Raw genomic sequence first — 25,437 nt, forward strand, 5'->3', positions numbered from 1 at the left:
GTCCCCGCGTTCGCGGGGACGACACCGAGAATCTGACGACAACTATCCCAGCAGTTCCTCGCAGCCGAGATCGTCCACGGCTGCAAAAATCCGTTCCAGATTATTCCACCAGATCACCGGCGGGATGTTGATGCTCCACTGCCAGACCGGCCGCGTGATCTGCCAGAGCACGGCCCAGCGGTAGTCGCGATCGAGCGCGCCGCGAGTATACCCGGTGACGCCGCTCTCGATCAGCGCGTGGTGGTAGAGGTTGAGCATCGCGCGCTCGAGCGCCTGCCGGCGCTCCGGATACCAGTGCATCGCCATCATGTAGGCGAGGTCGTGGGTGGGAACGTTGATGCTCCACAGGTCGAAATCGAAGATGCGCACGGTGTCGGCAACGCCGGCGCGCGGCAGCAGGAAGTTCCAGACATGAGCATCGCCATGGGTGATGCTCATGTGACGGCGTGACTGGTAACGCTGCGACAGCTGCTCCGACCGATCGATCAGGCGGCGATAAAGAATACGCCGCTCCTCGCTGAGGCGGTCACCGAGAGAATCGGCAAAGCGGTCGTAATGGCCCGCGAAAGTCTCCATGCGCTCCGCACTGTCCTCGGGACCTGCCCAGGCGCCGACGGTGTCGCCGAGGGCCGGATGGTCCCACCAGGCCGCATGCCAGCGTGCGAGCGTGGTGACGATGGCGATCATGTGCTCGCGCGACGGCGGCAGCGGCCAGGCCGCCGCGATCTCGTGGCTGTCGGTGAGGTCCTCGAGCAGGAGGTGCCAAGTGAGGCTGCCCTCGTCGAAATGTCCGTCGAAGCAGCTTGGCACCAGCCCCGGCGGCATGCCCGGCGTCAGTCGCGTGTAATATTCGACCTCGCGCCGGCCGCCATTGGCAAGCTTCTCGGCGAAGTCGGAATTCGCGGTCTTCAGGATCAGCGATTGCGGGGCGCCGGCGGATTCGCCGACATAGCGCAGGCCGAGCCGGATGATGTGTGACACGACAGTGTCGCGCTGGTGCAGCACCTTCACTTCGCGGACCGCGCCGGCGTCGAGCACGCCGCCCCTGCGCAGCGCAGCCGTCAGTCGAGCCGGTTCAACGACCGCCGGCAATTGTGGAGGTGTCATGACCACGATGCCCCTGTCCCGCGCCATATTGCACGATCACAATTGCGGGCACCAGCGGCAGGGCCTCGCGCCCGGCGTCAGGCGGCCGCGGTGGATTCGCGCACGGTCCTCACCACGACCGACCGCAACTGTTCGAGATTGGCCGCCATGCCGGCGATCGCCTGCCTGACCTCCCCAGCGCGCTCGTTCACGGACGTGGCGTCGCGGCTGACATTGCCGATCTTGGTGGAAACCTCCTTCGCCGCGGAAGCCGATTCGGAAATCGACCGCGCGATCTCGCGCGTCGCAGCGTCCTGCTCTTCCATCGCGGCGGCAACCGACGTCGCGACACCGTCGATCTCGACGATGTGCCCACCCATCGTCTCGACGGCATCGACCGCGGCCTGCGTCGAGGCCTGGATCTCGGCAATCAGCCGCGTGATCTCCTCGGTGGATTTGGCGGTCTGGTCCGACAGGGATTTCACCTCGGCCGCGACCACGGCGAAACCACGGCCGGCCTCGCCGGCGCGCGCCGCCTCGATCGTTGCGTTCAGCGCCAGCAAATTGGTCTGGCCGGCGATGCCGCCGATGAGGTCGGAGACCTCGGCGATCTTCTTCACGGATCCGGCCAGCGACTGGATGGTCGAGCGCGCCTGCTCGCGGCCGGCGACCGCCGCTTTGGTCACGGTGCTGGTTCGGACCACCTGGCTTGCGATCTCGCGGATCGAGGCGCTCAGCTCTTCGGCCGCGGCCGAGACGGTCTGCGAGCTGCCGAGGGCCTGGGTCGAGGCCGCAGCGACCGCCTGCGACTGCGCGGAGAGCGACCTTGCGATCTCGGACAGGCTGGACGCCGCCCGCTCAACGCCTTGCGTCGCCGCGCCGGCGGTGTCGACGGAACGGCCGGTCTCGCGCTCGACGGTCTCGGCCATCTGATGCAGGGCGGAGCGCTTGGCGAGGGCCGCCGCCTGCTCCTGCCGCAATTGCTCCTCGCGCAGGCGGGCATTCTCGACGGCCGCCTGCTTGAACACCACGAGCGCGCCCGCCATCGAGCCGACCTCGTCCTTGCGGTCCGCAAAAGGAATGTCGGCGGCGAGATCGCCGGTCGCAAGCTTCTGCATCGTGCCCGTCATGCGCACGATCGGGCGCACCACGCCGAGCGCAACGCCGAGCAGGCCCAAGGCTACGAAGGCCAGGACCGCGGCGGAGACGCCGAGGAGGATATAGAGCATCGAGCTGTCGCGATCGGCCGCCAGCTTCTCCATGGCGGCATTCTGCTTGTTGGCGTTCTCGACGATGCTGTCGATCACGGCGCGATGCGCGGTGTAGGCGTCCTTGAGCTGCGCATAGGCGCGCTCGGACGCGGCCGCGTCCTTGGCCTTGAGGGCCGGCAAGAGCTGGTCGGACGCCTTCCAGAACTTCTGCACCTCGGCGTCGGACTTCGACACCAGGGCGGTCTTCAGGTCGGGCGCGAGGCTGGAGGTGACCCAGAACGCCTTGCGCTCGTCGTAGTCCTTGCGGAGCTGGACCAGGCGTTCGCCGTGGGCCGCCAGCTGGTCCGGCTCGCGCATTGCCAGGGTCGCCTCGAGATAGGCCTCGATGACGTATTCCGGCGGCGGCAGGATGTCCGCGATGAGGTCGTTGCCCAGCTTGATGTCGGAATAGAGCGGCCCGCCGACCTTGAGCTCCTTCAAGGTGTAGAGGCTGGTCGAAACCACGGCGGCAAAACCGATGGCGAGAACGATGCCGAACGCGACGATCGCAGAGGACAACGACAGGCGAAATTTCATGAAATAATCCAGTGCGGCGTCCGAAACTGCGGGCACCCTAGACGAATACGGTAAATACTGAATTGCTTCGCGGCGAAATTGTACCGCGCGAACTCCGCATAATTACGGGAGTCGGGCGCCGTGCTGTCGGTATTTGAGTCAGCGAGGCTGACGCACGCTCTGGAAAATCGTTTCGGCCGGAGACGACGCAGCCTCGGCTTCGGTGCGCCGGATGAGACAAGCGTGCCGGGGACAAGGCCTTCCCCGGCACGCTTTGCTTCACATGTCGAAGAACACCGTCTCGTTGTCGCCCTGCAGCCGCAGGTCGAGCCGGTAGACCGGCTTGCCGGCCTCGCGCACCGCGGTCAGCGTGGCGCGGCGATCGGCGGGGACCAGCACCAGCACGGGATCGGCGGCGTTACCGGTCTCGTCGCTGAAATAGATGCGGGTGTAGAGATGCCGCAGCATGCCGCGGCCGAACACCGCAAGAAGGATGTGCGGCGCCTGCGGCTTGCCGTCGGGATCCGGCACGGTGCCCGGCTTGATGGTCTCGAAAGCGTAATTGCCGTCCTTGTCGGTGCCGCAACGGGCAAAGCCGCGGAAGCTCGCATTCGGCAGCGCGCGCTTGTCCTGCGGGTCGGCAAACCGGCCCTGCGCGTCCGCCTGCCAGATCTCCAGCATGCAGTCAGGCACGACAACGCCGTCGCCGTCGAACACGCGGCCTTCGATGCGGATGCGGTCGCCGGTGACGTCGGGCGTCAACGTCGAGTGGGTGAACGCGTCGTTCCAGGCGTAGTCGCCGGTTGGCGTCAGGCCGTATTTGAAGAACGGGCCGACGGTCTGCGATGGCGTGATCCCATTGTCCTGCACTAGTGATTCTCCATGGGGGTGGCGTTCTTGCCGCGCAGCACGATGTCAAACCGGTAGCACAGCGCCCATTCGGGCTGGGTGTTCTCGAGGTCGAACGAGGAGACCATCCGCGCCCGCGCCTTCTCGTCCGGCACCGAGTTGAAGATCGGGTCGAACGGGAATAGCGGGTCGGCAGGGAAATACATCTGGGTCACGAGGCGCGTGACGAAGGAATGGCCGAACACCGACAGATGGATATGAGCGGGTCGCCAGGCGTTGTGATGATTGCCCCAGGGATAGGCGCCCGGCTTGATGGTGACGAAGCGGTAATAGCCGTCGGCATCGCTGACGGTGCGGCCGGCGCCCGTAAAGTTCGGGTCGAGCGGCGCCGGATGCTGGTCGCGGACATGGACGTAGCGGCCGCAGGAATTGGCCTGCCAGATCTCGACCAGTGAGCTCGGCACGCCCCGGCCGTCCTCGTCGCGCACATGGCCGTGGACGATGATGCGCTCGCCGATCGGCTCGCCGGTGTGCTGGGTGGTGAGGTCGTTGTCGCCCTTGCGCACGGTCTCGTGGCCGTAGACCGGACCGGTCAGCTCCGACAGCGTATGCCGCATCGGGATCAAGGGCTTGTTCGGCGCGCGCTTGATCGAGCTCTTGTATTCGGGCGACAGCGGCAGCGGATGCGCCTTGTTGCTGTCGGTGGGATAGATGAATGTCATGGGCGAACTCCTCCCCGGCCTTTTTCGGTCCGGCCGGACAACTTCCGCCAATCATTATATGACATAACTAATTTGGGGAAGCCGGTTTGGCTGCATGCCGCGCCCGGCAGGCCCGCTCTATTTGATCGGCGGCCGCGGCAGCACGGCCTCCCCGGCTTCGAGCCGGTAGGTGTGGTCGAGGGAATACCAGGGCGCGGCGACGTCGCGCGCGGTCGGATGCGGCGTGTCGTGGCGCTGGAACTTGCCGATCAGCGCCTGCGTCACCCCGAACTGCACGTCGCTGTCGATATGCGGGTCGGTGGGGTCGTAGACCTGCGAGATCAGCACCTTGAACCCCGGCTTGAAGATCAGGGCGTGCAGATGCGCCGGGCGGTAGGGATGCCGGCTTTGCGCCTCGAGCAGGCGGCCGACGACGCCATTGGTCGGAATGGGATAGCCGACCATCATCACCGAACGAAAGAAGAAGCGCCCCTCCCCGTCGGTGGTGAACTTGCCGCGCAGGTTCATGTCGGCCTGCTCGGGGTCCTGGTTCTCGTAGAGGCCGACCGGCGAGGCGTGCCAGACATCGACCTCCGCGCCCGCAACGGGCTGGCCGTCCTTGTCGACGACACGGGCGCTCACGAACAGCGGCGCGCCCGGCGTCTCGGACCGGACGATCGATCCGCCATTCTCGACCCGCGGCGAGTTCACCCGCCAGAACGGGCCCAGCAGCGACTGATCGGTTTCCGTGTTGCCCTGGTCGCCGTTGTTGAGCAGGCACACCAGCGGCGAGACGCCGAGCGAGCCCGCCATCAGCACGACCTCATTATGGGTGTCGGTGGTCAGCTTGCCGAGCTCGGCGATGACGGCGGTGGCGTCGCGAAACTCTTTCTCGGTCAGCCGGACATCGCGCACGAAGCCATGCAGGTGCTTGACCAGGGACACCATGATCTGGCGCAGCCGCGGATCGGACGTCCGCTCCATCACCGCCAGCGCCGCTGTTGTGACGTCCTGCTCGCGCTCGATGATCATGCCGCCACTCTCTCCCTGTCATTCCGGGGCAGCCCGACAGGGCTGACCCCGGAATCTCGAGATCCCGGATGCCGCCCTATCGGGCGGCTCCGGGATGACGAGACGCTGCGCGTCTCGTCAGTTCACCTTCTCGATCGCAACCGCGACGCCCTGGCCGACGCCGACGCACATGGTCGCGAGCGCGAGCTTGCCGCCGCGCTTCTCCATGCCGTGCACGGCGGTGAGCGCGAGGCGCGCGCCGCTCATGCCGAGCGGATGGCCGAGCGCGATGGCGCCGCCATGCGGATTGACGTAATCGGCGTCGTCGGCGACGCCGAGCTGGCGCATGCAGGCGATGCCCTGCGAGGCAAAGGCCTCGTTGAGCTCGATCAGGTCGAAATCGCTGATCTTCTTGCCGAGACGCTCCATCAGCTTGCGGGTCGCCGGCACCGGGCCAATGCCCATGATGCGCGGCGGCACACCGGCCGAAGCGAGGCCGAGGATGCGGGCGCGCGGCGTCAGGCCGTGCTTCTTCACGGCGGCTTCCGAGGCGAGGATCATCGCGGCCGCGCCGTCATTGACGCCCGAGGCGTTGCCGGCGGTGACCGTGCCGGGATTGCGCACGATCGGCCTCAGCTTGGCGAGACCTTCCAGCGTGGTCTCGGGACGCGGATGCTCGTCCTTGTCGACCGTGATCGGACCGGCCTTGCCGCCGGGAATGGTGATCGCCGTGATTTCTTCCGCGAAATAACCGGCGGCGATCGCCTTGCCGGCACGCTGCTGCGAGCGGATCGCGAAGGCGTCCTGGTCGGCGCGCGAGACCTGGAATTCCTCGGCGACGTTCTCACCGGTCTCCGGCATCGCATCGACGCCGTACTGCGCCTTGAGCAGCGGATTGATGAAGCGCCAGCCGATCGTGGTGTCGAAGATCTCGGCCGAACGCGAGAAGGCTTCCTGCGCTTTGCCCATCACGAAAGGCGCGCGCGTCATGGACTCGACGCCGCCGGCGATCGCAAGCTCGATCTCGCCCGAGCGGATGGCGCGGCCGGCCGCACCGACCGCATCGAGGCCGGAGGCGCAAAGGCGATTGAGGGTCTGGCCGGGAACCGAGTCGGGGAGACCAGCGAGCAGCAGCGCCATGCGCGCGACGTTGCGGTTGTCCTCGCCGGCCTGGTTAGCACAGCCGAAGAAGACTTCGTCCACCTGCGCCCAATCGAGATTGGGGTGCTTGGCCATCAGCGCCTTGATCGGGGCTGCCGCGAGATCGTCGGCGCGCACCTTGGCGAGGGAGCCGCCGAAACGGCCGATCGGGGTCCGCACGGCATCGCAAATAAAGACGTCACGCATCGTTGTTCTCCCTGAATGCCGCGGTTCGGCCAGAATTCTTCCAAGATTCTTGAATGTCGGCGGAGTTTTAGGAGGGCGCCCGCGGCAGGTCAATTGACGGTTTCGCGGGTGGCGTATTCGAAACTCCCTGTCATTCCGGGGCGCGCCATTTGGCGCGAACCCGGAATCCATCTATCCGCGTGACGTGCGGCCCGATGGATTCCGGGTCTGCGCCTATCGGCGCATCCCGGAATGACGACCGAGAATGTGGCAGCAGCTCGCGCCCCTATTGCGGACAACGTGGAAAACCTCCCCGTCCCGGCCAAACCGATAGGAGCACAGGGCGAAATTTTGTAGGTTGCGCCGCCTTGGAGCACGGTCAGGACCGCGCTCCAAGATTGTTGTTTTGACGCGTTTTCCTGGCGCGAACCGGTACCCACTCACTCGAAAACGCTCTGATGACCATGCAACAGCCGATCCCCGTTCCGCCCCCCGACGAAACGCCCACGCCACAGGCGGACGCCGTCGCGCGGGTCACGCCGATGATGGAACAGTACCTGGAGATCAAGGCGGCGCATCAGGGCCTCCTGCTGTTCTACCGGATGGGCGACTTCTACGAGCTGTTCTTCGAGGACGCCGAGATCGCCTCCAGGACGCTCGGCATCGTCTTGACCAAGCGCGGCAAGCATCAGGGCGCCGACATTCCGATGTGCGGCGTGCCGGTGGAGCGCTCCGAGGATTATCTGCATCGGCTGATCTCGGCCGGCCACCGCGTCGCGGTGTGCGAACAGACCGAAGATCCGGCGGCGGCGAAGGCGCGCGGCAACAAGAGCGTCGTGCGCCGCGGCGTGGTGCGGCTGGTCACGCCGGGCACGCTGACCGAGGACAATCTGCTCGATGCCCGCGCCAACAACTATTTACTGGCGATCGCGCGCGCCCGCGCCTCCGGCGGCGGCGACCGCTTCGGCCTTGCCTGGATCGACATCTCGACCGCCGAATTCACCGTAATGGAATGCTCCGGCGGTGAGCTCGCCGCGACGCTGGCGCGCATCAACCCGAACGAGGCGATCGTCACCGACGCGCTCTATAACGACAGCGAGCTCGGCCAGACCCTGCGCGAGTTGCCGGCGGTGACGCCGCTGACCCGGGACGTCTTCGACGGCGCCACCGCCGAGAAGCGCCTGTGCGACTATTTTGCGGTCGCGACCATGGACGGGCTGGCGCAGCTCACGCGTCTCGAAGCCACCGCCGCGGCCGCCGCCGTCACCTATGTCGACCGCACCCAGGTCGGCAAGCACCCGCCGCTGTCGCCGCCTGCGCGCGAGGCCTCGGGCGCGACCATGGCGATCGATCCAGCGACGCGCGCCAACCTCGAATTGACCCGGACGCTCGCGGGCGAACGCCGCGGCTCGCTGCTCGACGCGATCGACTGCACCGTGACGTCGGCCGGCTCGCGCCTGCTGGCGCAGCGGCTGGCGGCGCCGTTGACGGACGCACCTGCCATCGCGCGGCGGCTCGATGCCGTCAGCACCTTCGTTGCCGATTCCGCGGCGCGCGAAGACATCCGCAGCATCCTGCGCGGCGCGCCCGACATGTCGCGGGCGCTGGCCCGCCTCTCGGTCGGCCGCGGCGGTCCGCGCGACCTTGCGGGGCTCCGCGACGGCATCATTGCCGCCGACCAGGTACTGGCGCGCCTTGGCGAGCTCGACCAGCCGCCGCAGGAGATCGCCGCGGTGATGGCCGCGCTGCAACGACCCTCGCGCGATCTGGCGGCCGAATTCGCCAGCGCGCTCGACGAGCAGCTGCCGCTGATCAAGCGCGACGGCGGCTTCGTTCGCCAGGGCTATGAGCCCGCCCTCGACGAGGCACGCAATCTGCGCGACGCCTCCCGCCTCGTGGTGGCGTCGATGCAGGCGCGTTACGCCGACCAGACCGGCGTCAAGGGCCTCAAGATCCGGCACAACAACGTGCTCGGTTATTTCGTCGAGGTCACCGCGCAGCACGGCGACAAGCTGATGTCGGCGCCGCTGAATGCGACCTTCATCCATCGCCAGACGTTGGCGGGCCAGGTGCGCTTCACGACTGCCGAGCTCGGCGAGATCGAGGCCAAGATCGCCAATGCCGGCGACCGCGCGCTCGGCCTCGAGCTCGAGATCTTCGAGCGGCTGTCGGCGAAGGCCCTGGTGATCAGCGACGATCTGCGCGCCGCCGCCCACGCCTTCGCGCTGCTCGACGTCGCGACCTCGCTGGCCAAGCTCGCGATCGACGACAATTACGTGCGGCCCGACGTGGACGAGTCCCTCGGCTTCGCCATCGAGGCCGGCCGTCATCCCGTGGTCGAGCAGGCCCTTAAGCGCAATGGCGAGCCGTTCATCGCCAATGCCTGCGATCTCTCGCCGGCACCTGGCCAGAAGTCCGGCCAGCTCTGGCTGCTGACCGGTCCGAACATGGCCGGTAAATCGACCTTCCTGCGTCAGAACGCGCTGATTGCCTTGCTGGCTCAAATCGGCAGCTTCGTGCCGGCGACGCGGGCGCGGATCGGCATCGTCGACCGCCTGTTCTCGCGCGTCGGCGCCGCCGACGACCTCGCCCGCGGCCGCTCCACCTTCATGGTGGAGATGGTCGAGACCGCGGCGATCCTGAACCAGGCTGGCGAGCGCGCGCTCGTCATCCTCGACGAGATCGGCCGCGGCACCGCGACCTTCGACGGCCTCTCGATCGCCTGGGCCGCGATCGAGCACCTGCACGAAAGCAACCGCTGCAGGACGCTGTTCGCGACGCATTATCACGAGCTGACCGCGCTCTCGGCCAAACTGCCGCGCATGTTCAACGCCACGGTCCGGGTGAAGGAATGGCAGGGCAACGTCGTGTTCCTGCACGAGGTGCTGCCGGGTTCGGCCGACCGCTCCTACGGCATCCAGGTCGCAAAACTCGCCGGCCTGCCGCCCGCGGTGATCAATCGCGCGAAGTCCGTGCTCTCCAAGCTGGAAGCACAGGACCGCGGCCAGACCGCCCGCGCGCTGGTGGACGATTTGCCGCTATTCGCAGTGCCTTCCCGCGCCGCCGCCGAAGCCGCCCCGCCGAGCGAAGCGGAACTCCTGATGGACGCCGTGAAGGCGCTGCACCCGGACGAGATGTCGCCGCGCGAAGCGCTCGATACGCTCTATGCGCTGAAAGCCAAGCTGCCGAAGCAGTGATGGTGCCGTAGCCCGGATGAGCGAAGCGACATCCGGGACGACTGGTCCCGCATATCGCTGCGCTCATGCGGGGCTAGATGCGCCTACGCCCTTGCCGCGATCGCCGCCGCTTCCGCGGCCGCGCGCTGCATGCTGGTCGACATCTCGTTCGTGACCGTGCTCTGCTCCTCGACGGCGGCGGCGGTCGAGGTCACGTATTCGCTGACATTGTTGATCGCCTGCTTGATCGAGCCGAGCGCGCTGACGACGTCGCCGGAGATGCCGTTGAGGCTGCCGATCTCCTGGCCGATCTTGTCGGTCGCCTGCTTGGCCTGGTTGGCGAGGCTCTTCACTTCGGACGCGACCACGGCAAAGCCGCGGCCGGCCTCGCCGGCGCGGGCGGATTCGATCGTCGCGTTCAGCGCCAGCAGGTTGATCTGGCCGGTGATGCTGTTGATCATCTCGACGATGCCGGTCATCGACTGCGCCGCCTCGGTGAGGCGCTGCGCCTGCGCGTCGGCGGAGGAGACCTGCTCCACCGCGCTCATCGCGGTCTCGCGGGACTTCGTCATCGCTTCGGAGATTTCCCGCACCGAGGCGTTCAGCTCCTCGGAGCCTGCCGCGACCGATTCCATCATGCCGCGAACGCGCTCGTTGCCCATGCGAACCAGCACCTGCCGCGTGGTGTCGGTGGCATATTTGACGACCTTGAACGGCCTGCCGTTGAGATCGAGGATCGGATTGTAGGAGGCCTGGATGTAGACCTCCTTGCCGCCCTTGCCGATACGCTTGTATTCGGCCGCCTGGTACTGACCGCGGTTGAGTGCGGCCCAGAACTCGCGATAGGCGGCGCCGTCGCGCTCGCCGGGCTCGACGAACATGCTGTGATGCTTGCCCTGGATCTCGGCCAGCGAATAGCCGAGCGTGGCAAGGAAGTTGGCATTGGCCGTGATGATCGAGCCGTCCATGTTGAACTCGATCACGGCCTGGGCCTTGTCGATCGCCGCGATCTGGCCGGCGAGATCGGCATTCTTCAGCTTCTGGGCGGTGATGTCGGTCGCGAACTTGACGACGCCGTAAGGCTTGCCGGTCTCGTCGAGCAGCGGGTTATAGGAGGCGAGGATCCACACCTCTTTGCCGCCCTTGCCGATGCGCTTGAACTCTCCGGCCTGGTAGTCGCCGCGGTTCAGCGCGGCCCAGAATTCGCGATAGGCCGAGCCGTCACGGTCGGCCGGGGCCACGAACAGGCTGTGATGCTTGCCCGTAATCTCGGCCAGCGAATAGCCGAGCGTCTTGCAGAAATTCTCGTTGGCGGAGACGACGGTGCCGTCGAGCTTGAATTCGATGACGGCCTGGGCGCGGCTGATGGCGGCGATCTTGGAGGCTTCCGTCATGCTGCGAATCTTCTTCGCGGTGATGTCGGTGGCGATCTTCACCACCTTGACGGGCTTGCCGGCATCGTCGAGCACGGGATTGTAGGACGCCTCGATCCAGACCTCGCGGCCGCCCTTGGCGATCCGCTTGAATTCGGCCGCCTGGAACTCGCCGCGATTGAGGTCCGCCCAGAACGCGCGATACGCGGCGCTCTCGCGCTGATCGGCCGGCACGAACATCGCGTGCTTCTTTCCCTTGATCTCGTCGAGGGAATAGCCGAGTGCCTCGAGGAAGTTCGGGTTGGCCGTCAGGATCGTGCCGTCCATCCCGAACTCGATCATGGCCTGCGAGCGGCCGATGGCGGCGAGTTGGGCGTCCGCGTCGTTGCGGGACTTGCGACCGAACATCAAACAATCTCCATCTCAGATTTATGGCTCAGGAGAACACATCCGTCGGGATGCATCCCTGCGGCGACACAGCTGTATTCAAGCAACAGACCCCATGGGTCCGCCCAATCAGATGCAGGCCGGACAAAATGGGCACCGACGGGTACGCATTATTGTTCCTACGGTAAAAGCTCGAATAAAGTTCTAATAGACGTGTCGGAAATCGGCGCGGACGGGAATGTCTGCCGTTATGTCTAGCGCGCAATCGCATTGTCGCGCGGCTTGAAATGACGCATCTCATTCAATGGCTTGCGAAGATGCTGCAGCGCCCAGAAATGTGAGATCAACATTCAGCAGACGACTTTTCGCGACGCGGTGTCGCGCAGGTCCGTAGTTGCACGGCTATTTCCGCGCGTTGCGCGCCGCGCGCCGGCCGAGTCCCCACAGCGTCAAGTTCCATGCGATGCCCGTGCAGAGCGCGAGACACAGGCCGACGGCGAGGCCGAACGACACGACTGCAACGTGTAGTACGGCGATTGCCATGCCGAATCCGAGTAGCCCCCAGGCGGAGTTGGCGAGCACGGCGGCGGTCGGCGGCCCGCCGATGCGCGGATGCAGGATCACCATGATGCTGGAGAACACCACGGGATAGAGCGCGATGATGCCGCTGATGCGGGGACCGACCCAGCCCGAGGTCGAGACCACGATGGCAACGAGGGTCGCGACCAGTGCGGCGCGCATCGGCACGTCGTACCAGCGGCGCGTCACCAGCGGCATCTTCACGTGGCGATAGCCGGCCAGGAGCGGAATGCAGATGCTGAAGGCGATCAGGTTCGCGGCGAGGCCAGCGGTCAGCGACCAGTCGAACTGACGAATGATCGAAGCGAGCACGATCCAGACCGCGACCGCGCTGCCGCAGCTCGCGGCGAGGCTGTGCCGCTGCGCCAGCACGACATAAGTGAGGCACATGAAGATCGTCGCCGCATTGACCGGCAGGCTCGCCAACGTCCCCTGCGCGATGAAGGCGGCGTCGTGGTCGAGCGCGAGGAAGACGTAGGAAGGACCGGCCGAGATCGGCAGGGTCGCGACCAGCGCACCGATCACCGGACCCGACCGCTCGGTGATGATCGACGCCGTCACGACGAACGTCGCCGCGATCGCCATGCGCAAGACAAGGAAGAAAACGAAATAGAGGTCGAGGGACATTCTATCTGTCATTCCGGGGCGCGCGAAGCGCGAGCTCCGGTGCGCAATTGCGCACCTGAGAATCCATAACCACAGGCCGGGTTGGTTTAAGAGCTGGAGCAACAACCGTCTGAAATCACGACGGCCTGTGGTTATGGGTCCCGGGCTCGCGCCAAGCTGCACGCCCCGGGACGACACCGATTGTGGCGTAGCGACCTCGCCTCACATCCGCTGCATCGACACCGAGACCTTCGGTCCGTTCTTGATGGTCTGGTAGACCACGCAATAGCGCTCGGTGAGCTTCAGCAGGAGGTCGAGCTTGTCCTGCGGCGCTGGCGTGTCGACCTCGAAGCGCAGACGAATCTCGGCGAAGCCGACCGGGGTTTCCTTGTCGACGCCGAGCGTGCCACGAAAATCGAGATCGCCTTCGGCATAGACGTTGCCGGTCTTGAGCGGCACCTCGATCGCGGTCGCGACCGATTTCAGCGTGACGCCGGCACAGGCGACCAACGCTTCGAGCAGCATGTCGCCGGAGCAGAGCTCGAGGCCGGAACCGCCGGTCGCCGGGTGCAAACCCGCCATCGCGATGGCGCGGCCGGTTTCGATTTTGCAGGCGATGCCTTCGCTGTCAGTCGAGCCCTTGGCCTTCAGCGTGATCATCGCGGTCTTGGGATCGGTCTTGTAGCGTTCCTTGATCGGGGCCTGCATCTGGCGCAGTTCTGCGGCGTCCATCTTGTTCTCTCCCGGAAAAATTGCTCTCCGATGTACCGGCTCGGAGAGACATTGTCACCACCACATGGCCTGACCGGGACCCTGGGTTGCGTCACGGTCGGGTACGCTGCGGTCGAGGGAACGGTCGAGTGACGTCAGCACACTTCGCTTGAAATTCTCGAACAGCGGCGAATTGCGGTCGCGCGGCCGTCCCAGATTGATCTCGATCTGGTCGAACAGCCGGCCCGGCCGCGGCCGCATCACCAGCACGCGATCGGCCAGCACCACGGCCTCGTCCACGTCATGTGTGACGAGGATCAAGGTCGGTCGCGTGTCCGCCCAGAGATCGAGCAGATGATCCTGCAGATCGCGACGCGTGAAGGCATCGAGCGCGGAGAACGGCTCGTCGAGCAGCAACACCTCGGGCTGGGGCACCAGCGCGCGGGCGATCGCGACGCGCTGCGCCTGTCCGCCCGAGAGCTCGCGCGGCCAGGCCTGCGCCTTGTCGGCGAGCCCGACGCGGTCGAGCGCACGCGCCACCTTGTCGCGGCGCTCGGCGGCGGGCAGATCGGCGAGGCCAAAGCCGATATTGTCGGCGACGCTGAGCCAGGGCAGCAGCCGGGGTTCCTGGAAGATGATGCCGATCTTGGCATGGGGCGAGGCGATCGCCTCGTTGTCGAGCGTCACCGTGCCGGAGCTGGCGCGGTCGAGGCCGGCGATGGCGCGCAGTAATGTGGACTTGCCGCAGCCGGAACCACCAATGATGGCGATGATCTCGCCCTGTTTGATCTCGGCGGAGAAGCGCGCCAGCGCCGCGACGCCATTGGGATAGGTCTTGCTGACCCGATCGAGCGCCAGCATCGCCTCAAGCTCCCTTCGTGCGGCCGAAGGCGTCCTGCCAGCGCAGGAACGGCGCGGATGCGACCTCGATCAGCCAGTCGGTGAGCTTGCCGAGGATGGCGAAGATCACGATGGCGGCGAGGATCTGCGCGGGCTTGCCGAGCTGCTGGCCGTCGAGCAGGAGATAGCCGAGGCCCTCGGAGGCGCCGATCAGCTCGGCGGCCACGACGAACATCCAGCCGAGACCGAGCCCGACGCGCAAGGACACGACATAGGCCGGCAGCACGGCGGGCAAGAGGATGCGGCGGATCATCGCAAAGCCCGAGAGGCGGAAGGTGCGGCCGACCTCGACGATCTTGCGGTCGACGACGAGGATCGCGCCCATCACGCCGAGATAGACCGGAAAGAACACGCCGACCGCGATCAGCGCGATCTTCGAGGTCTCGAAAATGCCGAGCCAGAGGATGAACAGCGGCACCCAGGCCAGCGACGGGATCGCGCGCAAGGCTTGTACGGTGGGATCGAGAAGCCGCCGCGCCAGCGACCAATAGCCGGAGATGGCGCCAAGCAAGGTGCCTGCGACGACACCGAAGGCAAAGCCGAGCGAGACGCGCCATAGCGTCGCTGCGATGTGACGGATCAACTCGCCGGATCGCGCAAGCTCGGCAATGGTGGCAAACACGCGCGAGGGCGGCGGCACCAGGCGGCCGTTGGACCATCCGAGCCACACAACGAGTTCCCAGCCGAGCGCGAGCGTCAACGGCAACAGCAATCCCAGCATCGGCCGCGCATAGCGCGCGGCGCGCGAGGGCGCGGCGGCGCTTTCGGCCGGTTCCGAAGTCTGTTGCAGGACTGGCGCGTCGGAGATCATGGCGGGTAGGAAGCGCGTCTGGCGCGGGAATGCAACACTACTATTGCCGCCTCGCCCTCTTCCTTCTCCCCTTGTGGGAGAAGGTGGCGCGAAGCGCCGGATGAGGGGTTTCTCTCCGCTCGCAACACTGATCGTGAGGATAGATACCCCTCACCCGGCTTCGCTTTGCGAAGCCACCCTCCCCCACAAGGGGGGAGGGTAAGAAGATCAATTCGTCGGCAGCGGGACCTGATCGTCGATCAGCGCGTCCAGCGTCGCCTTCACGTCGACCTTGGCGTCGACGACGCCGGCCTGCTGCAGGGCAAGGCCCGCGGCGAGGATCGACTCGCGCTGGGGCGCGCCGATGCGGCTGTGGGTGAGCTCGGTGCGCTCCTTGAGCTGCTTGTCGACGACGGCCTCGGGCAGCTTGGTCACGGCGATGAAGGTCTTCTTCAGCTCGTCGTAATTGGCTAGCGAATATTTTCGCGCCTCCTCGTACACCGCGAGCACGCGGCGGGCGACGTCGGGATGCTCCTTCAGGAACTGCTCGCGCACATTGAGGATGCCCCAGGTGTTGGCGTCGGCCTTGCGGTAGAACAGCTTGGCGCCCTCCTCGACCTCGGCCTGCGCCATCATGGGGTCGAGACCGGCCCAGGCATCGACGTCGCCGCGGATCAGGGCGGTCTTGCCGTCGGCGTGCTGCAGCAGCACCGGCGTGATGTCCTTTTCGGTGAGGCCGGCGCCGAGCAGCGCACGCACCAGGAAGATGTGCGGATCGGTGCCGCGCGTCACCGCGACGCGCTTGCCCTTCAGATCAGCCACACTCGCGATCTTGGAGTCTTTGCCCGTCACCAGCGCGGTCCATTCGGGACGCGAATAGACATAGATCGACTTGATAGGGTTGCCGTTGATCTTCGCCACCAGCGCCGCCGAGCCCGCGGTCGAGCCGAAATCGATCGAGCCGGCATTGAGGAATTCGAGCGCCTTGTTGGAGCCGGCCGACTGCACCCAGGTCACCGTGATGCCGTCCTTGGCGAACTCTTTCTCCAGGAGCCCCTTCTGCTTCAGGACCATCGAGACCGGATTGTAGGTCGCCCAATCGATGCGGATTTCCTTGAGCGGATCCGCCGCCTTCGCCGCGGGGGTCACTGCGAGAGCCACGGCCCCCGCCAACAGAATGCGTCGTGTAATCTTCGTCATGCCCAGCCTCCTCCAAAACTTCATTGTTTTTCAATGAGTTATGTCTAGAGGTCAACGAGAAAATCCGTCCCCCGAAAGCGCCCGGCCTGAGAACAGATTTGCCCGAAGCCGCGGCTTTCCAGCATGGAACGACTATTGCCTGAGAATGGCGGGTGACAGCGCCTGTCACCTCTTATATCCGGTGAGACATGGACAGCGTCGCGACTGAGCACAAAGCCGAGGTGGACGATCGTTTCGACACTGCGCGGATCACCGCCGCGGTCGATGCACTTGCCGAAAAGCATGAGGGACGCGAGGACACGTTCCGCACGGCCATGGCGCAATTGCTGAAGGCCGAGCTGATCGCGGCGCGCGCCGCGGCACAGGAGATCCTCTTGAAGGACCGCCACGGCCGCCACTGCGCCGAGCGGCTGTGTCACGTCCAGGACGAGATCATCCGCATCCTGTATTCGGCGGCGACGCGCCATCTCTACCGTTCGCCGATCCCGAGCGGCGCCGAGCGCATGGCGGTGGTCGCAACCGGCGGCTACGGACGCGGCCTGATGGCGCCGGAATCCGACATCGATCTGTTGTTCATCCTGCCGTACAAGCAGACCGCCTGGGGCGAGCAGGTGGCCGAAGCCATCCTCTATTGCCTTTGGGACATGGGGCTGAAGGTCGGCCACGCCACGCGCTCGGTCGACGAGTCGATCCGGCAGGCGCGCGGCGACATGACCATCCGCACCGCGATCCTGGAAACACGCTTCCTGACCGGCGACAAGCCGCTCTATGACGAACTGCTCGAGCGCTTCGACAAGGACGTGGTGCAGGGCACCGCCTCGGAATTCGTCACCGCCAAGCTCGCCGAGCGCGAGGAGCGGCATCGCCGCGGCGGCCAGTCGCGCTATCTGGTCGAGCCCAACGTCAAGGACGGCAAGGGCGCGCTTCGCGACCTGCACACGCTGTTCTGGATCGCCAAATACGTCTATCGCGTGCGCGACACCAGCGAGCTGGTCGAACGCGGCGTGTTCGACGCGCAGGAATATCGCAGCTTCCGCCGCTGCGCCGACTTCCTCTGGTCGGTGCGCTGCAATCTGCATTTCTACTCCGGCCGCGCCGAAGAGCGTCTCTCCTTCGACCTCCAGCGCGAGATCGCGGTGCGGCTCGGCTACACCTCGCATCCCGGCATGCAGGACGTCGAGCGCTTCATGAAGCACTACTTCCTGGTCGCCAAGGAGGTCGGCAACCTCACCGCCATCCTGTGCGCCAAGCTCGAGGACCAGCAGGCCAAGCCCGCGCCGGTGCTGAGCCGGATGATGGCGCGGCTGCGCCCCACCGCGGCGAAGCGGCGCGTCCCCGACAGCGACGACTTCATCGTCGACAACAACCGCATCAACGTCGCCGCGCCCGACGTCTTCAAGCACGATCCGGTCAACCTGATCCGCATCTTCCGCCTCGCGCAGAAGAACAATCTCGCCTTCCATCCGGATGCGATGCGCGACGTGACGCGCTCGCTCGGCCTGATCAACGCGCAGATGCGCGAAAATCCCGAGGCCAACCGGCTGTTCATGGAGATCCTGACCTCCGACAACGCCGAGATCGTGCTGCGGCGGATGAACGAGACCGGCGTGCTCGGCCATTTCATCCGCGCCTTCGGCAAGATCGTCTCGATGATGCAGTTCAACATGTATCATCACTACACCGTCGACGAGCACCTGATCCGCTGCGTCGGCTTCCTTCAGGACATCGAGCGCGGCGGCATCGAGGAGTTCGCGCTCGCCAGCGATCTGATGCGCAAGTCGCGGCCCGAGCACCGCGCGGTGATCTACATCACGACGCTGCTGCACGACATCGCCAAGGGCCGGCCCGAGGACCACTCGATCGCCGGCGCCAAGGTGGCGCGCCGGCTGTGCCCGCGTCTCGGCTTCAGCGCGGCCGACACCGAGCTGGTGGCCTGGCTGATCGAAGAGCACCTGACGATGTCCACGGTGGCGCAGTCGCGCGACCTGTCCGACCGCAAGACCATCGAGAATTTCGCGGCCGTGGTGCAGTCGGTCGAGCAGATGAAGCTCCTGACGATCCTCACCACCGCCGACATTCGCGGCGTCGGCCCGGGGGTGTGGAACGGCTGGAAGGCGCAGCTCTTGCGCTCGCTCTATTACGAGACCGAGCCGGTGTTGACGGGCGGCTTCTCGGAGGTCGATCGGGGAAAACGCCTCGTGTCCGCCCACGCCGAATTCCGCATGGCCTTCGCCGAATGGCCGGCGGAGGAGCTCGATGCCTATATCGCCCGGCACTATCCGGCCTATTGGCTCAAGGTCGAGCTGCCCCGAAAGATCCGCCACGCGCGCTTCGTCCGCTCCAGCGAGCAGGCCGGCCACAAGCTCGCGATCAATGTCGGCTTCGACGAGGTGCGCGGTGTCACCGAGCTGACGATCTTCGCCGCCGACCATCCCTGGCTGCTCTCGATCATCGCCGGCGCCTGCGCCTCCGCCGGCGCCAACATCGTTGACGCCCAGATCTACACCACGACCGACGGCCGCGCGCTCGACACTATCTCGATCTCCCGGGAATACGACCGCGACGAGGACGAGGGACGGCGCGCCACCCGGATCGGCGAGATGATCGAGGACGTGCTGGAAGGCAAGCTGCGCCTGCCCGAAGTGGTCGCGCGGCGTACCGTGCGCAGCAAGGCAAAGCCTTTCGTGATCGAGCCGGAAGTGACCATCAACAACCAATGGTCCGACCGCTACACGGTGATCGAGGTCTCCGGCCTCGATCGGCCCGGCCTGCTCTACGAGCTGACCACGGCGATCTCGAAGCTCAACCTCAACATCGCGTCAGCCCATGTCGCGACCTTCGGCGAGCGCGCCCGCGACGTGTTCTACGTCACCGATCTCCTGGGCGCGCAAATCAACGCCCCAACCCGCCAAGCCGCGATCAAGAGCGCGCTGACCCATGTCATGGCCGGCGACAAGGCGGTTGCTGCACCGGCGGCGTGATTTTCGTCATCTCGCGCTCGCGGCTCATCATCGCGCCAGCTTGCGTTCGGGGTGTCGCAATGCGCTCACGAGGGCGGACAGCGCGGCTGGTTGATGCTGCCGACTGGGATAATACATGAAGAAGCCGGGAATGGGCGGCGTCCAATCCTCCAGCACCCGAACAAGGCGGCCTTTCGCGATATCTCCGGCGACCTGTTCTTCGTAAGCGAGTCCGAGGCCAACGCCAGCAAGCGCCGCCTGAATCACCAGATGAGTATCGTCGATGATAAGCGGGCCGTTCACGTTGATCGTAACCGACTTTCGGCCTTGCTCAAACTCCCAGCGGTATGGACCGCCAGCAAGACGCAGGGTGATGCACCTGTGATCGCCAAGATCCTTGGGCCTTTCGGGGATGCCTCGTGAAGCGAAATAGCGTGGCGACCCAACGACCGCTAATCGTAGCGCGGGCGTGACACGAACCGCGATCATGTCCTTCTGAATGTATTCGCCAAGCTGAATGCCGGCATCGAACTCGCCCGCAACGAGGTCCACGGGGCCAGTGACGGTGACAACGTCCAGAACGATATCAGGGTAAGCGTCAGCGAAAGCTTTGAGCCGCGGCAGCAACACCATCACTGCAGCTGATCGCGACATGACAATCCGGAGGCGACCTTCGGGTCGGTGCCGCATGCTTCGGGCCTTGTCGAGGGCATGACGGATTTGCTCAAGCGCCGGAGACAGGTCTTCCAGCAGAGCTACCCCCGCAGCAGTTGGTGCAACGCTCTTGGTTGTTCGAGCGAGCAGCTTTAGCTCAAGCCGTTGCTCGAGCTTCTTGATTGTATGGCTCAAGGCAGACTGGGATACACCCAGCTTTATCGCAGCGCGCGTAAAGCTTCGCTCACGAGCAACAACTGCAAACGTGGCGAGCTCGTTCATTTCGTTGGTCATGATTATGAATATCGCTCATGAGGTCATGCCGTTCAAGTTGTCTAGCGTCATAAGTCTGCTCGCCGTAGGTTTTGCGCGAGTACGGTGACGACCGGCAGCATTCTCTGCACGTGGGGCAGCATGAATGAAGCAGGTGCAACAGCTTTGAGGATGACGATGGATACGAACGTTCCGGCCTTGCGGTCCCTTGCGCAGACCTATTTCGATGCTGCCTATGAAATGGATGCCGATAAATTCGCGTCGATATTTCACCCCTCGAGTTCCGTGACCAAGATCGCCGAGGACGGCAATGTGGCTGTGACGTCGATTGCCTCATGGCTGACGGTCGTCCGCAACACGAAGGCTCCGAAGGAACAGGGTTTCGAGCGACATGATCAGATCCTGTCGATCGACGTCGAAAGAGAGCTCGCGCTTCTGAAGGTAAAATTGCAGATTCCGCCGCGCACCTTCACGGACCTCTTGTCATGCCTGAAGGTGAACGGGACCTGGAAGATCGTGCAGAAAGTGATGACGTCGAAAGTCTGACGGGCAACAACCCTCAGACGTCCACCCCCTCGTGCCGCAGCAGCCACCGCTTGCGCTCGAGCCCGCCGCCGTACTTCACCAGCGAGCCATCCGCGCCGATCAGGCGGTGACACGGCAGCACGACGCTGATCGGGTTGGAGCCGTTGGCGTGGCCGACGGCGCGAATGGCTTTGGGCATCTCGATCCTCGCGGCGAGCGCGCCATAGCTCATCGTGGTGCCCGCGGGGATGTGCGCGAGGGCGTGCCAGACCTTCTGCTGGAACGGCGTGCCGGCGATGCGCCATGCGATGCTCGAGAGCTGGCCGAGATCGCCCTCGAAGTAGGCCGACAGCGCCGTCCGCATCGATTCAGGCGCAGGCCGGTCGCTGAGATCGACCGCGCCGTAGTGCAGACGCAGCAGCTCGCGCATGCGATGCTCGTAGTCTTCCCAGTCCAGGGCGCGCAGCGCGCCTTCGGCATCGGTGACGAGCAAGGCGATCCCGATCGGCGTCGTCAGGCGATCGAGGCCGAAGCTTGCAGACGGTTTGGTCGATCGCCCGGGCATGGTGGCACCATTGCTTCGAAACATGCCATCGCGTTTGCCACGCCGGCCGTGCTAACGTCCACCCGAAAGCTGACGCTTTTGGGGGAGCTCACCTTGATCCTGATCGCCAATATCCTGGTGGCGCTGGTCGCCGCGCTGCATGCTTACTTTCTAATCCTGGAGATGTTTCTCTGGGACAAGCCGCTCGGCTTGAAGACATTCCGCAACACGCCGGAGAAGGCCGAGATCACGAAAGTGCTGGCCGCCAATCAGGGTCTCTACAACGGCTTCCTCGCCGCCGGCCTGATCTGGGGTCTCGTCCATGGCAATCCGGCCTTCGCATTCCAGATCAAGGCGTTCTTCTTGCTCTGCGTGATCGTAGCCGGCGCGTATGGCGCCGCGACCGTCAGCACGCGGATCCTGATCGTGCAGGCCCTCCCCGCGGCGATCGCGCTTGTCGCATTGTTCCTGGCCTGAGCGGCTGACCTCAGGCCTCGACGCCTGAGACGCTACAGCGCAGCGCTGCGATCCTTGCGCACCGCCGAACCTTCCTCCACAATCTTCGGCAGCGATGGCGACCGTTGCAATCAACGGGAAAAGACCGTCCGCCGGAAATTCCGTCAGGAGGAACATCCCAAATGAAGACTCGCAGAGCCTATCTAGCTGCCACGGCGGCGCTCGCCTTCGTGTTCTCCGCCAGCCAAGCCCCCTTCAACCAAGCTCTCGCACAGAAGAAATACGACACCGGTGCGAGCGACACCGAGATCAAGATCGGCCAGACCGTGCCGTTCTCCGGCCCCTATTCCGTCTACGCCAATATCGGCAAGACGCAGGCCGCCTACTTCAAGATGATCAATGATCAGGGCGGCATCAACGGCCGTAAGATCAATCTCATCCAATATGACGACGCCTACTCGCCGCCGAAGACGGTCGAGCAGGTGCGCAAGCTCGTCGAAGGCGACGAGGTGCTGTTCACCTTCCAGATCATCGGCACCGCCGCCAACGCGGCCGTGCAGAAATATCTCAACGGCAAGAAGATCCCGCAGCTGCTCGCCTCGACCGGCGCTGCGCGCTTCAACGATCCGCAGAACTATCCCTGGACCATCGCCTACAATCCCAACTACGTGTCCGAGGGACGCATCTACGCCAAATACATTCTCAAGGAGCATCCGAACGCCAAGATCGGCGTGCTCTACCAGAACGACGACATGGGCCGCGATTATCTCGCGGGCCTCAAGAGCGGCCTCGGCGACAAGGCTGCCGGCATGATCGTCGGCGAGGTCTCCTACGAGGTCACCGATCCCACGGTGGATTCCCAGGTGGTGAAGCTGAAGTCGATGGGCGCCGATCTCTTCTACGATGCCTCGACACCGAAGTTCGCAGCGCAAGCCATCAAGAAGGTCGCCGAGCTCGGCTGGAACCCCGTGCACATCCTCGACATCAATGCGAGCCCGATCTCGGCGACGCTGAAGCCGGCCGGCCTCGACATCTCCAAGGGCATCATCTCGACCCAGTACGGCAAGGAGCCGAGCGATCCCCAGTGGAAGGACGATCCGGGCGTGAAGGCCTTCTTCGCCTTCATGGACAAGTATTTCCCCGAAGGCGACAAGCTCAACACCGTCAACACCTATGCCTATTCGGTTGCCGAGCTGCTGACGCAGGTGCTGAAGCAATGCGGCGACGACCTGTCGCGTGAGAACGTGATGAAGCAGGTCGCCAACATCAAGGACTTCACCCCGAGCTTCGCGCTGCCCGGAATCAAGATCAACACCGGTCCGAACGACTACCGCGTCAACAAGCAGATGCAGTTGATGAAGTTCAACGGCGAACGCTGGGAGCTGTTCGGACCGATCATCGAGGACACCGGCCCGTCAGGCTAGTTCCAGGGCGGATCCGCAAGGTGGGTGAGACGGCGTCTGCGCGAAGCGCAGGCGCCGGCGTAACCCACCACTTCTGTCACCGCGGAGACCAAAGAGTGGGTTACGCCCTGCGGACCGCGCTTCGCGCAGCCCGCGGCGCTAACCACCCTACGAACTGCGTGCATCCCCCACCTTGCGTTGCAACAATCGTTCCTCCACACTCGCCCTCAGCGATGGCATCGGACGCGCGAGCGCGCGCCGGGAGATCATCGGCAATAACAACTGAGGGAATTGCGAATGAGGAATGGAAAGCTGCATCTGGCCACGGCGCTTGCTCTGGCGCTGTCGATTTCAGCGGCCAATGCCCAGAAGAAATATGATCCGGGCGCCAGCGACACCGAGATCAAGATCGGACAGACCATGCCGTTCTCGGGACCGGCGTCGGCCTATTCGTCGATCGGCAAGACGCAGGCCGCCTATTTCAAGATGATCAACGACCAAGGCGGGGTCAACGGCCGCAAGATCAACCTGATCCAGTATGACGACGCCTATTCGCCGCCGAAAGCCGTGGAGCAGATCCGCAAGCTGGTCGAGAGCGACGAGGTGCTGCTGACCTTCCAGATCATCGGCACGCCCGTGAACGCGGCCGTGCAGAAATATCTCAACGCCAAGAAGGTCCCGCAGCTGTTCGCGGCGACCGGTGCCTCCAGGTTCACCGACCCCAAGAACTTTCCGTGGACCATGGGCTTCAACCCCAACTATTTCGTCGAGGGCCGCATCTACGGCCAGTACATCCTGAAGGAGCATCCGAACGCTAAGATCGGCGTGCTCTTCCAGAACGACGACCTCGGCAAGGACTATCTGAACGGCATCAAGGCCGGCCTCGGCGACAAGGCCGCCAAGATGATCGTGACGGAGGCCTCCTACGAGGTGTCCGATCCCACCGTCGACTCCCAGATCCTCAAGATCAAGGATGCCGGCGCCGACCTGTTCTTCAGCGCGAGCACGCCGAAGCAGGCCGCGCAGGCGATCAAGAAGATCGCCGAGATGGGCTGGCATCCGGTGCAGATCGTCGACATCAACGCCACCTCAGTCGGCGCCGTGCTGAAGCCGGCCGGCCTCGATGCCGCCAAGGGCCTGATCAGCGTCAACTACGGCAAAGAGCCGCTCGATCCGACCTGGAAGGACGATGCCGGCCTGAAGAAGTATTTCGACTTCATGGCGAAGTACTATCCCGACGGCGACAAGGACTCGAACTTCAACACCTACGGCTACAGCACGGCACAGCTTTTGGTTCATGTGCTGAAGCAGTGCGGCGACGACCTGACCCGCGAGAACGTCATGAAGCAGGCAGCTTCGGTGAAGGACTTCGCCACCGACACCGCTCTGCCCGGCATCAAGGTCAACACCTCGCCGACCGACTACCGCGTCAACAAGCAGCTTCAGATGATGAAGTTCAACGGCGAACGCTGGGAGCTGTTCGGCCCGATCCTGGAGGATTCGGGTCCGGCGGGTTAGTTCTCTCATTGTCATTCCGGGGCGATGCGACAGCATCGAACCCGGAATGACTTGAAGGTAAGACGTGGATGGCCGGGTCAAGCCCGGCCATGACGGCGGAGAGAGATTCGTCCAACGACATTCACGTCGGTATCTCCCCAAAATTCTTGCCCACCGGCAGCACGGCATGCCGGATCAGGCGCGAATCCTCCACCGCCGCCTGTCGGTGCTTCACGGCCTCGCGATAGACGGGATCGCGGATCATCTCGACGAACGCCGCGACGCTCGGATACTCCGCGATGAAGCAATGGTCCCAGCGCTCCTCCTGCGGACCTATCAGCATCAGCTCGAACTTGCCCTGCCAGACGATGCGGCCGCCGAGGCGCTCGAACACCGGGCCGCTCTCGCGGCCATAGGCCGCGTAGGCTTCCGCGCCGCTCGCCTTGCGGCCGTCCGGATAGGCCGCGTCCTTGCGCAGCCGCACCAGGTTGAGCATGTGGATCGGGCCGGGACGGTCGTTCTCCCGGAACTGCGCAAAGATCTCCTTGGTCGGATCGATATGGCCCATGCGTGCTCCCTCTTTTTGTGGCGGCGATCCTAGCTCCGACGCAAAAAGGGGGGAACTGCGGGTTGCGAATGCCCCACCTCCTAATCACGCGTTAAC

General features: G+C 64.8%; 21 protein-coding genes. 6 read left to right on the top strand and 15 right to left on the bottom strand.

The window, feature by feature from the left end:
- Positions 1-42 precede the first annotated feature (42 nt).
- The 6 genes from QRQ56_RS12675 to pcaF all read right to left on the bottom strand — a co-directional run bounded on the left by QRQ56_RS12675 (position 43) and on the right by pcaF (position 6,760).
- Positions 43-1,134 (bottom strand): phosphotransferase, encoded by a 1,092-nt coding sequence (locus QRQ56_RS12675; RefSeq protein WP_438740373.1) that lies wholly within the window; start codon positions 1,132-1,134, stop codon positions 43-45.
- A gap of 50 nt (positions 1,135-1,184) precedes the next feature.
- On the bottom strand, positions 1,185-2,873 hold the full coding sequence (locus QRQ56_RS12680) for a methyl-accepting chemotaxis protein (protein WP_438740375.1): 1,689 nt from the start codon (positions 2,871-2,873) through the stop codon (positions 1,185-1,187).
- A 258-nt stretch (positions 2,874-3,131) separates the two neighbouring features.
- Positions 3,132-3,722, bottom strand: a complete 591-nt coding sequence (gene pcaG, locus QRQ56_RS12685; protein ID WP_438740377.1) for a protocatechuate 3,4-dioxygenase subunit alpha — start codon at positions 3,720-3,722, stop codon at positions 3,132-3,134.
- Positions 3,722-4,423, bottom strand: a complete 702-nt coding sequence (gene pcaH / locus QRQ56_RS12690) for a protocatechuate 3,4-dioxygenase subunit beta (RefSeq protein ID WP_438740378.1) — start codon at positions 4,421-4,423, stop codon at positions 3,722-3,724. Before pcaH ends, pcaG begins: the two co-directional genes overlap by 1 nt.
- 117 nt (positions 4,424-4,540) lie before the next feature.
- The gene (locus QRQ56_RS12695; RefSeq protein WP_438740379.1) at positions 4,541-5,434 is read right to left on the bottom strand and encodes a dioxygenase; all 894 of its coding nucleotides are present in this window, start codon (positions 5,432-5,434) and stop codon (positions 4,541-4,543) included.
- A gap of 117 nt (positions 5,435-5,551) precedes the next feature.
- On the bottom strand, positions 5,552-6,760 hold the full coding sequence (gene pcaF / locus QRQ56_RS12700) for a 3-oxoadipyl-CoA thiolase (RefSeq protein WP_438740381.1): 1,209 nt from the start codon (positions 6,758-6,760) through the stop codon (positions 5,552-5,554).
- 437 nt (positions 6,761-7,197) lie between these two features.
- Between pcaF and mutS the strand changes: the two genes are divergently transcribed.
- The gene (gene mutS / locus QRQ56_RS12705; RefSeq protein WP_438740382.1) at positions 7,198-9,936 is read left to right on the top strand and encodes a DNA mismatch repair protein MutS; all 2,739 of its coding nucleotides are present in this window, start codon (positions 7,198-7,200) and stop codon (positions 9,934-9,936) included.
- A gap of 83 nt (positions 9,937-10,019) precedes the next feature.
- Here the strand turns inward: mutS and QRQ56_RS12710 are convergent, their stop codons facing one another.
- The 6 genes from QRQ56_RS12710 to QRQ56_RS12735 all read right to left on the bottom strand — a co-directional run bounded on the left by QRQ56_RS12710 (position 10,020) and on the right by QRQ56_RS12735 (position 16,461).
- Positions 10,020-11,696, bottom strand: a complete 1,677-nt coding sequence (locus tag QRQ56_RS12710) for a methyl-accepting chemotaxis protein (RefSeq protein WP_438740384.1) — start codon at positions 11,694-11,696, stop codon at positions 10,020-10,022.
- A gap of 381 nt (positions 11,697-12,077) precedes the next feature.
- Positions 12,078-12,881 carry a hypothetical protein gene (locus QRQ56_RS12715; RefSeq protein ID WP_438740385.1) on the bottom strand — a complete coding sequence of 268 codons (804 nt, stop codon included), beginning with the start codon at positions 12,879-12,881 and terminating at the stop codon, positions 12,078-12,080.
- 201 nt (positions 12,882-13,082) lie between these two features.
- Positions 13,083-13,592 (bottom strand): OsmC family protein, encoded by a 510-nt coding sequence (locus tag QRQ56_RS12720; RefSeq protein ID WP_438740387.1) that lies wholly within the window; start codon positions 13,590-13,592, stop codon positions 13,083-13,085.
- Positions 13,593-13,646: 54 nt separating this feature from the next.
- Positions 13,647-14,432 carry an ABC transporter ATP-binding protein gene (locus tag QRQ56_RS12725; protein WP_438740388.1) on the bottom strand — a complete coding sequence of 262 codons (786 nt, stop codon included), beginning with the start codon at positions 14,430-14,432 and terminating at the stop codon, positions 13,647-13,649.
- A gap of 4 nt (positions 14,433-14,436) precedes the next feature.
- A complete protein-coding gene (locus QRQ56_RS12730; protein ID WP_438740390.1) occupies positions 14,437-15,282 on the bottom strand; it encodes an ABC transporter permease in 846 nt (281 codons plus the stop codon).
- 207 nt (positions 15,283-15,489) lie between these two features.
- Positions 15,490-16,461, bottom strand: coding sequence for an aliphatic sulfonate ABC transporter substrate-binding protein (locus QRQ56_RS12735; RefSeq protein WP_438740392.1), 972 nt, complete (start codon positions 16,459-16,461; stop codon positions 15,490-15,492).
- Between the two features lie 188 nt (positions 16,462-16,649).
- On the opposite strand from QRQ56_RS12735, the gene QRQ56_RS12740 reads away from it, so the two are divergent.
- Complete coding sequence (locus QRQ56_RS12740) at positions 16,650-19,442, top strand: [protein-PII] uridylyltransferase (protein WP_438740394.1); 2,793 nt, start codon at positions 16,650-16,652, stop codon at positions 19,440-19,442.
- 27 nt (positions 19,443-19,469) lie between these two features.
- On the opposite strand, the gene QRQ56_RS12745 is transcribed toward QRQ56_RS12740, so the two are convergent.
- Positions 19,470-20,369, bottom strand: coding sequence for a LysR family transcriptional regulator (locus QRQ56_RS12745; RefSeq protein ID WP_438740396.1), 900 nt, complete (start codon positions 20,367-20,369; stop codon positions 19,470-19,472).
- A gap of 84 nt (positions 20,370-20,453) precedes the next feature.
- Between QRQ56_RS12745 and QRQ56_RS12750 the strand changes: the two genes are divergently transcribed.
- Positions 20,454-20,894: a nuclear transport factor 2 family protein gene (locus QRQ56_RS12750; protein ID WP_438740398.1), complete on the top strand. Its 441-nt coding sequence runs from the start codon at positions 20,454-20,456 to the stop codon at positions 20,892-20,894.
- A gap of 13 nt (positions 20,895-20,907) precedes the next feature.
- Here QRQ56_RS12750 and QRQ56_RS12755 read toward each other — a convergent pair whose 3' ends face one another.
- A complete protein-coding gene (locus QRQ56_RS12755; protein WP_438740399.1) occupies positions 20,908-21,438 on the bottom strand; it encodes a methylated-DNA--[protein]-cysteine S-methyltransferase in 531 nt (176 codons plus the stop codon).
- Positions 21,439-21,537: 99 nt separating this feature from the next.
- On the opposite strand from QRQ56_RS12755, the gene QRQ56_RS12760 reads away from it, so the two are divergent.
- From QRQ56_RS12760 to QRQ56_RS12770, 3 genes are all read left to right on the top strand, one after another.
- Positions 21,538-21,894 carry a DUF1304 domain-containing protein gene (locus tag QRQ56_RS12760; protein WP_438741458.1) on the top strand — a complete coding sequence of 119 codons (357 nt, stop codon included), beginning with the start codon at positions 21,538-21,540 and terminating at the stop codon, positions 21,892-21,894.
- A gap of 161 nt (positions 21,895-22,055) precedes the next feature.
- Positions 22,056-23,297, top strand: coding sequence for an ABC transporter substrate-binding protein (locus QRQ56_RS12765; RefSeq protein ID WP_438740401.1), 1,242 nt, complete (start codon positions 22,056-22,058; stop codon positions 23,295-23,297).
- A 276-nt stretch (positions 23,298-23,573) separates the two neighbouring features.
- Entirely contained in the window at positions 23,574-24,794 is a 1,221-nt protein-coding gene (locus QRQ56_RS12770; protein ID WP_438740403.1) for an ABC transporter substrate-binding protein, read from the top strand.
- Between the two features lie 121 nt (positions 24,795-24,915).
- Here QRQ56_RS12770 and QRQ56_RS12775 read toward each other — a convergent pair whose 3' ends face one another.
- Positions 24,916-25,341 (bottom strand): DUF1330 domain-containing protein, encoded by a 426-nt coding sequence (locus QRQ56_RS12775; protein WP_438740405.1) that lies wholly within the window; start codon positions 25,339-25,341, stop codon positions 24,916-24,918.
- Positions 25,342-25,437 lie beyond the last annotated feature (96 nt).

The sequence above is a fragment of the Bradyrhizobium sp. U531 genome (assembly GCF_051710265.1).
GTDB lineage: Bacteria > Pseudomonadota > Alphaproteobacteria > Rhizobiales > Xanthobacteraceae > Bradyrhizobium.